The 8,276-nt window shown below is 72.2% G+C and carries 7 protein-coding genes; 3 read left to right on the top strand and 4 right to left on the bottom strand.

The annotated features are described in order from the left end of the window. The 3 genes from B4E30_RS13855 to B4E30_RS13845 form a co-directional block, all read left to right on the top strand. Window positions 1-894: type III polyketide synthase (locus tag B4E30_RS13855; RefSeq protein WP_286795641.1), on the top strand; the 894-nt coding region annotated here is incomplete at its 5' end. Beyond that, window positions 891-1,592 (top strand): methyltransferase domain-containing protein, encoded by a 702-nt coding sequence (locus tag B4E30_RS13850; protein WP_286795640.1) that lies wholly within the window; start codon window positions 891-893, stop codon window positions 1,590-1,592. The genes B4E30_RS13855 and B4E30_RS13850, both read left to right, overlap by 4 nt. Then, entirely contained in the window at window positions 1,585-2,727 is a 1,143-nt protein-coding gene (locus tag B4E30_RS13845; protein ID WP_286795639.1) for an FAD-dependent oxidoreductase, read from the top strand. The genes B4E30_RS13850 and B4E30_RS13845 overlap by 8 nt, the downstream gene beginning before the upstream one ends. Before the next feature lie 52 nt (window positions 2,728-2,779). On the opposite strand, the gene B4E30_RS13840 is transcribed toward B4E30_RS13845, so the two are convergent. The 4 genes from B4E30_RS13840 to B4E30_RS13825 form a co-directional block, all read right to left on the bottom strand. Further along, complete coding sequence (locus tag B4E30_RS13840; RefSeq protein ID WP_286795638.1) at window positions 2,780-3,649, bottom strand: UbiA family prenyltransferase; 870 nt, start codon at window positions 3,647-3,649, stop codon at window positions 2,780-2,782. Window positions 3,650-3,836: 187 nt separating this feature from the next. Further along, a complete protein-coding gene (locus tag B4E30_RS13835) occupies window positions 3,837-6,050 on the bottom strand; it encodes an ATP-dependent Clp protease ATP-binding subunit (protein ID WP_075807129.1) in 2,214 nt (737 codons plus the stop codon). A 120-nt stretch (window positions 6,051-6,170) separates the two neighbouring features. Beyond that, complete coding sequence (locus B4E30_RS13830; RefSeq protein WP_071045425.1) at window positions 6,171-7,916, bottom strand: ATP-binding protein; 1,746 nt, start codon at window positions 7,914-7,916, stop codon at window positions 6,171-6,173. Further along, entirely contained in the window at window positions 7,913-8,269 is a 357-nt protein-coding gene (locus B4E30_RS13825) for a response regulator (RefSeq protein WP_071045426.1), read from the bottom strand. Before B4E30_RS13825 ends, B4E30_RS13830 begins: the two co-directional genes overlap by 4 nt. Window positions 8,270-8,276 lie beyond the last annotated feature (7 nt).

Raw genomic sequence — 8,276 nt, 5'->3', positions numbered from 1 at the left:
GCGCTGTTCCGGGATGCCGCCGGCACCCTGCACGCGCCGACGACCGGCGAGCGCAACGACCTCTACCTGCAGCACGCGCCCGGACTCTACGCACGGGCGGCACGGGCCGCGCTGACCGACGCGCAGGTGGCCGCATCCGAGATCACGCACGTCGTGACCGTCTCCTGCACCGGATTCTTCGCCCCCGGCCCCGACTACCGTCTCGTCCGCGACCTCGACCTGCGCGCCGATGTCGAGCGCTACCACCTGGGGTTCATCGGATGCGCCGCGGCCCTGCCCGCCCTGCGCGTCGCCGAGCGCCTGGCCCGGTCCGACCGCGGGGCCGTCGTCCTCGTGGTGTGCGCGGAGCTGTGCTCGCTGCACATCCGGGTCTCCGATGATCCGCAGCAGATCGTGGCGGCGTCGGTCTTCGGCGACGGGGCGGGGGCGGCGATCGTCACCGGCGCGCCCGGGATCGGTCGAGCGGGCGGCCTCGAGCTGGCGGACTTCGCGACGACCCTCACCTCGGAGGGCGAGACCGACATGACGTGGACGATCGGCGACCACGGGTTCGAGATGATCCTGTCCGCCGAGGTACCGCGCATCATCGGACGCGAGATCCGCGACGCCGTGGGACCGGTGCTCGACGGCGTCGACGCGTGGGCGGTGCATCCCGGCGGGCGCAGCGTGCTCGACCGCGTCGAGAGCGGGCTGGGCCTCGACCCACAGGCGCTCGAGGCCTCCCGGCAGGTGCTGCGGACCTCCGGCAACATGTCCAGCGCGACGCTGCTGTTCATCCTGCGCGACCAGCTCGCCGACGACGCCGTCGCCGACGGCCAGACGATCGGCGCGCTCGCCTTCGGGCCGGGCCTCACGGTCGAGTCGGCCCGCCTGACCAAGCGGACCACGCGATGACGCTCGCCGCGCGCGACACCGCGCTGCGCGAGCTGATGGACGACCCCGCCTGCGATCCGGTGCGATTGGATGCGACCCTGCGGCGCTTCGACCTCGTCAACCGCCTCGTCTCCGGCTGGGGCACCGTCTACCGCACCCGCCTGCGGTCGTATCTCCGCGGCCTGGAGCGCCCCGCGCGCGTGCTCGACCTCGGCTGCGGCGGTGGCGATCTGGTGCGGCGTCTCGCCGCCGCCACCGCGCGCGACGGCCTCTCGGTCACCGTCGTCGGCGCCGATCCCGACCCTCGCGCGCACCGGGTGGCGACGTCGACGCCCGCGCCGCCGAACGCGGCGTTCGTGTGCGCCGACGCGGCCGCGCTCGTCGCGCGCGGGGAGCGCTTCGACGCGGTGGTCTCCAACCACGTGCTCCATCACCTCGACGACGCCCTGCCCGCGGTCGTGGCGGCATCCGCGGAGCTCGCCCGAGGTCCCGTGCTGCACGGCGACATCGCCCGCGGGCGTCTCGCCTACGGCCTTTATGCGGTGGGCATCACGCCACTCGCGCCCGGCACCTTCCTGCGCACCGACGGGCTCCGCTCCATCCGTCGCAGCTTCACGCCGGCCGAGCTTCGCGCCGCGCTCGCCGCGGCGCCGGGGCGGTGGACGGTCTCGACACCGGCGCCGTTCCGGGTGCTGGCCGAGGGGTCGGGCCGTGCGTGAGGTGATCGTCGTCGGCGCGGGGCCGGTCGGGATGCTGCTGGCCGGCGAGCTGTCGCGCCTCGGTGTCGACGTGGAGCTTCTCGAGCGTCGTCCGTCCGCGGGCGGCGGCACACGCGCGATCGGCGTGCACTCCCCGGTGCTGGCCGCCCTCGAACCGTCGGGCCTCACCGAGCGGCTCCTCGCCTCCGCCGCACGCGTCACGCGCGGCGAGGCGCGGTCCCGCGGCGACGTGCTCGGCGTGGTGCGGTTCGAGCGGCTCTCGCGCCGGTTCCCATTCGTCGCGACACTGCCGCAGGCGGCGACCGAGGCCGTGCTCGCAGAGGCCGCACCCGAGCCGGTGCGCTCGGCGACCGTGACGGCGGCGCTGCCGGCGCCGGACCACGTGCGCGTGCGCGCCGCCGTCTCCGGGGGGATCACCGAGCGCGACGCACGCGTCGTGGTCGTCGCGACCGGCTCCGGCGGACGCGACCTCGTCTATCGCACCGACGCGCTCGCACGGCGCGAGTATCCGGACCGTTACCTGATGACGGATGCGACCGCCGCGATCGACGCGGACACCTCGGTCGCGGCTGTGCACCTCGACGCCGCCGGCGTGCTGGAGTCGTTTCCGCTGCCGGGCGGCCGGCGGCGGTTCGTCGCGTGGGACGCCGCCCCGCACGCATCCGACACCGCCGCGACGCGAGGCGCGCGCCTGCGCGAGGCGATGGCCGTTCGCGGCGAGGCGCAGGCGGGCGAGGGCGTGGCTGCGGCGACCTCGTTCGGCGTGCGGAGGATGGTCGCGCCGCGCATGCGCCGCGACCGCATCCTCACCGTCGGCGACACCGCCCATGAGGTGAGCCCGATCGGCGGGCAGGGCATGAACCTGGGTCTGCTCGACGCGATGACCCTCGCGCCGCTGCTGGCGGAGTGGATGCGCACGGGCACCGCGCCGACGACCCTCGACGCGTGGGAGCGCCGGCGCGTTCGGTCGGCACGCGTGTCCGCGGCGATCGCGGCCGGCAACACCGTGCTCGGGCGCCCCGCCTCGCGCCGCATCGACCGCCTGCGCACGGGCGCGCTGCGCGCCCTGCTGGCCACACCCGCATCCCTCGTTCTCGCCCACGCCTACGCGATGGGCTTCGACGCCGACGCCTGAGGCGACCCCGGCCCGGCCGGCAGCGTGGGCAGCGCGACCATGCGCGGGGGAGTCAGGCGGCGAGCGCCCCGCCGGTCGCGACCAGCTGCACGGCGAGCAGCAGGGCGGCGGCCATGACGAGCGAGAACAGCAAACGCGCGCGGGGGCGTGAGAGCGCGACGACCACCGTCGCCGCGGTGAGAGCGAGGGCAGCCCCGAAGAAGATCCAGCCCAGCGGCGGGATGGCGGCGGCATCCGCCCCGACCGGACCCAGCAGCGTCGCGACGGCACCGACGAAGAGGCCGCCGATGGCGAGCAGAGTCGAGACGCGGGCGCCGAGGATGTGCGGCAGGCCTCGCACCCCGGTGCGGGCGTCGTCGTCGAGGTCGGGCAGCACGTTCACCAGATGGATGGCGGCGCCGAGCGCCGCGCCGGCGATCCACGCCCACGGTGCGGCAGGGGCCGGGGGCTGGGCGGACAGCGGCGCGAGAGAGGGGAAGGCGCCGAAACCGACGAGGAACGGAACGATCGAGGCCGGCGTCGCCTTGAGCCCGGCGTTGTACGCCCACGCCGCCGCGAGGAAGAGGACGTGGGCGGCGAGCATCCCGGACCCGATCGCGAGGGACAGTCCGATGGCGAGGGCGAGGCATGCGTAGGCGGCCGTCCAGGCCTGGGCGGGCGTCGCGTCGCCGCGCGCGAGCGGCTTGTCGGTGCGCCCGACGGCGCGGTCGCGGGGAAGGTCGATGACGTCGTTGGAGATGCCGACGGACAGCTGCCCGAAGAACACCGCCGCCGTCAGCAGGGCCAGGTGCGCCGGCGGCGCGCCCGCAGCGGCACCGAGGGCGAGCGCCAGGGCGGTGACGACGAGCGTCGGGCCGGGGTGGGAGGAGCCCCACAGCGCGCGGACGACTCCCGCCACGCTCCGTCGATGCCGCTCCCCCATGCCTGCACGCTACCGGCCCGGCACCGCCCGTCGGCCGCACGGCCTCTCCCGCGCGGCGTCGACAACACAGGAGATCCGCGCCGCATGACCGACCAGAGGGGGCTGCGGCGCGGATTCCGGAGAAATCACCTGCGTTGTTCACCACGGCACTCGCCGACCACCCGCCCGGGGCGCGCCGGCACGGGCGTCAGTCGTCGAGGAGCTCGGCCTCGATCACCTCGTCCTCGTCGGGCTCGGCGGCGGCCGGGGCCGTCGCGGGGCCGTCGCTGGTGAGCACGAGGGTCGAGCCGTCGGCGGCCATGTCGACCCGCACCACGTCGCCGTCGCGCACATGGCCCGACAGCAGGGCCATCGCGAGACGGTCCTGCACCTCGGACTGGATGAGCCGCCGCAGCGGCCGCGCGCCGAAGATCGGGTCGTACCCGCGCTCGGCGAGCCACGCACGTGCGTCGGGGGTCACCGCGAGCGTCAGCCGACGATCTCGCAGGCGGCGCTGCAGCGCGTCGACCGCGAGCTCCACGATCTGCGCGAGGTCGTCTTCGGTGAGCGCCTGGAAGATCACGATGTCATCGAGGCGGTTCACGAACTCCGGCTTGAACGCCTGGCGCACGAGGCCCTGCACCTGCTCGCGCTTCTGCTCGAGCGGGATGGTCGGGTCGATGAGGATGGGCGAGCCGAGGTTGGACGTGAGGATCAGGATGACGTTCTTGAAGTCGACGGTGCGACCCTGCCCATCGGTGAGGCGGCCGTCGTCCATCACCTGCAGCAGCACGTCGAAGACCTCGGGATGCGCCTTCTCGACCTCATCCAGGAGGACCACGGAGTAGGGCCGACGGCGCACGGCCTCGGTGAGCTGCCCGCCCTGCTCGTAGCCGACGTATCCGGGAGGGGCGCCGACCAGTCGCGACACCGAGTGCTTCTCGCCGTACTCCGACATGTCGATGCGCACCATGGCGTGCTCGTCGTCGAAGAGGAACTCCGCGAGGGCCTTGGCCAGCTCGGTCTTTCCGACGCCCGTGGGGCCGAGGAAGAGGAACGATCCGGTCGGGCGATCCGGGTCGCTGATGCCCGCGCGCGAGCGGCGCACCGCATCCGAGACGGCCTTGACCGCATCCTTCTGCCCGATGAGCCGCTTGCCGAGCTCCTTCTCCAGGTGCAGCAGCTTCTCGGTCTCGCCCTGCATGAGGCGTCCGACGGGAATGCCGGTCCACGACGCGATGACGCCGGCGATGTCGTTCTCGGTGACCTGGTCGCCGACCATCCGCTCGCCGGCGGGCTCTTCGCGCTCGGCCTCGAGCAGGCCGCGTTCGAGCGCCGGGATCTCGGCGTAGAGCAGGCGCGAGGCGCGCTCGAGGTTGCCCTCGCGCTGAGCGCGCTCGGCCTCCATGCGGGCGGCGTCGAGGCGGGTCTTGAGGTCGCCGACGCGGTTGAGCGAGGCGCGCTCGCGCTCCCATCGCGACTGCAGCTCGCCGAGCTTCGCCTCCTCGGTCGCGAGGTCGGCGCGCAGGGCCGCGAGCCGCTCCTTGGCGGCGTCGTCCTTCTCCTTCTTCAGCGCGAGCTCCTCGAGCTTGAGGCGGTCGACGTGGCGGCGCAGCTCGTCGATCTCGAGCGGCGCGGAGTCGATCTCCATCCGCAGCCGCGACGCGGCCTCGTCGATCAGGTCGATGGCCTTGTCGGGAAGCTGACGGCTCGGGATGTAGCGGTGCGACAGGGATGCCGCGGCCACGAGCGCGCCGTCGGCGATGGCGACCTTGTGGTGCGCCTCGTAGCGCTCCTTGAGTCCGCGCAGGATGGCGACGGTGTCCTCGACCGACGGCTCGCCGACGTAGACCTGCTGGAAGCGGCGCTCGAGGGCGGCATCCTTCTCGATGAACTCGCGGTACTCGTTGAGCGTGGTCGCGCCGATCAGGCGCAGCTCGCCGCGGGCGAGCATGGGCTTGAGCATGTTCGCCGCGGCGACCGATCCCTCCCCGCCACCGGCCCCCATGAGCACGTGGAGCTCGTCGATGAACGTGATGACGCGCCCCTCGGACTCGGTGATCTCCTTCAGCACGCTCTTGAGCCGCTCCTCGAACTGGCCGCGGTACATCGCCCCGGCCACGAGCGCGGAGATGTCGAGCGTGATGAGCTCCTTGTCCTTGAGCGACTCGGCGACGTCGCCCGCGACGATCCGCTGGGCGAGACCCTCGACGACGGCGGTCTTGCCGACGCCGGGCTCCCCGATGAGCACCGGGTTGTTCTTCGTGCGTCGCGTGAGCACCTGGCTGACGCGACGGATCTCGGAGTCGCGGCCGATGACCGGGTCGAGCTTTCCCTGCCGCGCGCGGTCGGTGAGGTTGATCCCGAACTGTTCGAGGGCGCTCTGCTGCTCCTCCTGCCCGGGCATCTGGGTGGCGTTCATGTGTCACGTCTCCTGACGTCGATTCCAAAGTTGAGTTTGCTTGACTCAAGTTTAGCACCGGAAGTGGATGCACGCGAGCAACGACCGGATCTCCGGCCGGTACGGTTCGTTCCGCCGCCCTCAGTTCGGACGCGCGGGGAGGGCGATGCGGAACTGCGTCCCCTCGCCGACGGCGCTCGTGGCCGACATCGTGCCGTCGTGAGCGGTGACGATCGCCTTCGTGATCGACAGGCCGAGTCCGACGCCCTTGATCGCCTGACGTGTAGCCATCTTCGATCGGAAGAACCGCTCGCTGAGCTGCTCGAGATCGTCGGGCTCGATGCCCATCCCGGTGTCGGTGACGGTGACGACGGCGTGCCCGTCCTCCCGACCGACGACGATGGTGACCGAACCGCCCGACGGGGTGAACTTGACGGCGTTGGAGACGAGATTGTCGATGGACTGGCCGATGCGGCGGCCGTCCGCGTGCAGATGCAGCGGCGCGTCGGGCACGTGCACGGCTACGGCAACGCCGGCACGCTCGGCGACGGGGAGGATCGACTCGCCCGCAGCAGACGCGATGGCCGCGATGTCGACGCTCTCGCGGCGCAGGGGAATCTTCCCCGCCTCCACCTGCGCGATGAACAGGAGGTCGCCGACCAGCTGGAGGAGGCGATTGGCATTGCGCTGCGCTACCCCGATGAACCGCTTCTGATCCTCGGAGAGGGTCTCCTCCTCCTCGATCACGAGCTCGAGATAGCCGAGGATGGAGCTGAGGGGCGTGCGCAGCTCGTGCGAGATCGTGCCGACGAACTCGTCCTTCAGGCGCGTGATCTCCTTGGCGTGACGGGCGTCGCGCAGAACGAAGGTGTAGCCGACCCTCTCGTCGCCGACGCGCCGCTCAGCGCATGTGAGGTAGACCGGGATCTCCACCCCGTCGACCGAGCGCACGAGCAGGTCACCCTCGCCCTGACCGGCAGAGCGACCGATCTCGACCAGTCGCGGCAGGATCTCGGCTTCGTCTGCGACACTGTCGTCGGCAGCAGGAAGTCCCACCGTGCGGGGAACGAACAGGTCGCCGACGGCCTCCTCGCCGCTGTGCGCTCCGTCACCGCCGAGGATGTCGGCCACGTCGTAGCCGAGGAGCAGCTCAGCCCCCGGCCCCCACCCCACGATGCGGCCCCGTTCGTCGGTGACGATGACGGCCTCGTTGTCCATCGCCTCCCAGATGCTCTTCGCGAATGCCTCGGATTCGCGAAGCCCCTCGGCAGCGGCGGCGAGCTCGGTCCTGCCGCGCTCCGCCTCCTCGAGCAGCCGGGCACGCTCGCCCGAGAGTTCGGCCACTTCTGTCAATCGCGCCCTCGCCGAGCGCGTGGTCTCGTTCACGACGATCGCGACGGCCGCGATCACCACGGCGACGAAGACGACGCGCACGAGTTGCCCGTTGCCCCAGGCCTCCAGCCCGGAGAAGTAGGGCCCGAGGAAAGCCACGACGAGCGCGCCGATCCCGAAGGCCACCATGCGGCGGCCGGGGAGCGTGGCGACCCAGACGATCGGGAGGAGGATGATGACCGAGAACATCGACGCCGAGCCACCGGTTCCGACGCGGAAGAGCCCGATCGCGAGAATGGCCAGGATCGGCACGACGGCCACCCCGTCGCGACGCACTCGGTGCCAGGGGACCAGGACGGCCGCGACTTCCAGGAGCGCGAGCCATACCACGGACGACCACATCGCGACCGGGTCGGTGATCTGACCGGCTCCGAACAGCCACACCGCCGGAAGTGCGAGCACGACCAGCAGAAGGGTGGGCAGCAGGAGCAGCCCCGGATGCGAGCGCCTGCCGGCACCACTGCCAGGCGTGCGCGCGGTCGCCGTCGGCGTCATCGGGAGGGCTTCAGCTGATCAAGGACCCGTCGCACCTGCGCGGCGGTGAACGGCTTGGGCAGGTGCGCGTCTGCGGTCGGGAACTGTGCCGGATCGAGCACGGAGCAGATGACGATCCTCGCTCCCGGGGCGAGGGCCCGAACGCGGTCCATCGCCCGCCAACCATCGTCTCGTCCGCGGAGCAGCAGATCGACGACCGCGATGTCGGGAGCCTTCTCCACGAGGAGCGGCTCCGCGGCGTCGGTACCGGCCGCCGTGCGCACGTCGCATCCGGCGCGCGTGAAGAGGGTCCGAAGCAGCTCTCGCTGATCGTCGACATCGTCGATCACCAGCACGTCGGGTGAAGCGCTCATCCCAGGA

Source organism: Microbacterium sp. UBA3394 (genome assembly GCF_002358725.1).
GTDB lineage: Bacteria > Actinomycetota > Actinomycetes > Actinomycetales > Microbacteriaceae > Microbacterium > Microbacterium luteum.
The sequence above is the reverse complement of the archived record's forward strand: the minus strand, read 5'-3'. Positions and strand labels throughout refer to the sequence as shown.

Excerpts from the sequence above, each read along its gene's own strand:
- B4E30_RS13840 (WP_286795638.1), bottom strand. The coding sequence starts at position 3,649 with ATGGGGGAGCGGCATCGACGGAGCGTGGCGGGAGTCGTCCGCGCGCTG.
- B4E30_RS13830 (WP_071045425.1), bottom strand. The coding sequence starts at position 7,916 with ATGACGCCGACGGCGACCGCGCGCACGCCTGGCAGTGGTGCCGGCAGG.
- B4E30_RS13850 (WP_286795640.1), top strand. The coding sequence starts at position 891 with ATGACGCTCGCCGCGCGCGACACCGCGCTGCGCGAGCTGATGGACGAC.
- B4E30_RS13835 (WP_075807129.1), bottom strand. The coding sequence starts at position 6,050 with ATGAACGCCACCCAGATGCCCGGGCAGGAGGAGCAGCAGAGCGCCCTC.
- B4E30_RS13825 (WP_071045426.1), bottom strand. The coding sequence starts at position 8,269 with ATGAGCGCTTCACCCGACGTGCTGGTGATCGACGATGTCGACGATCAG.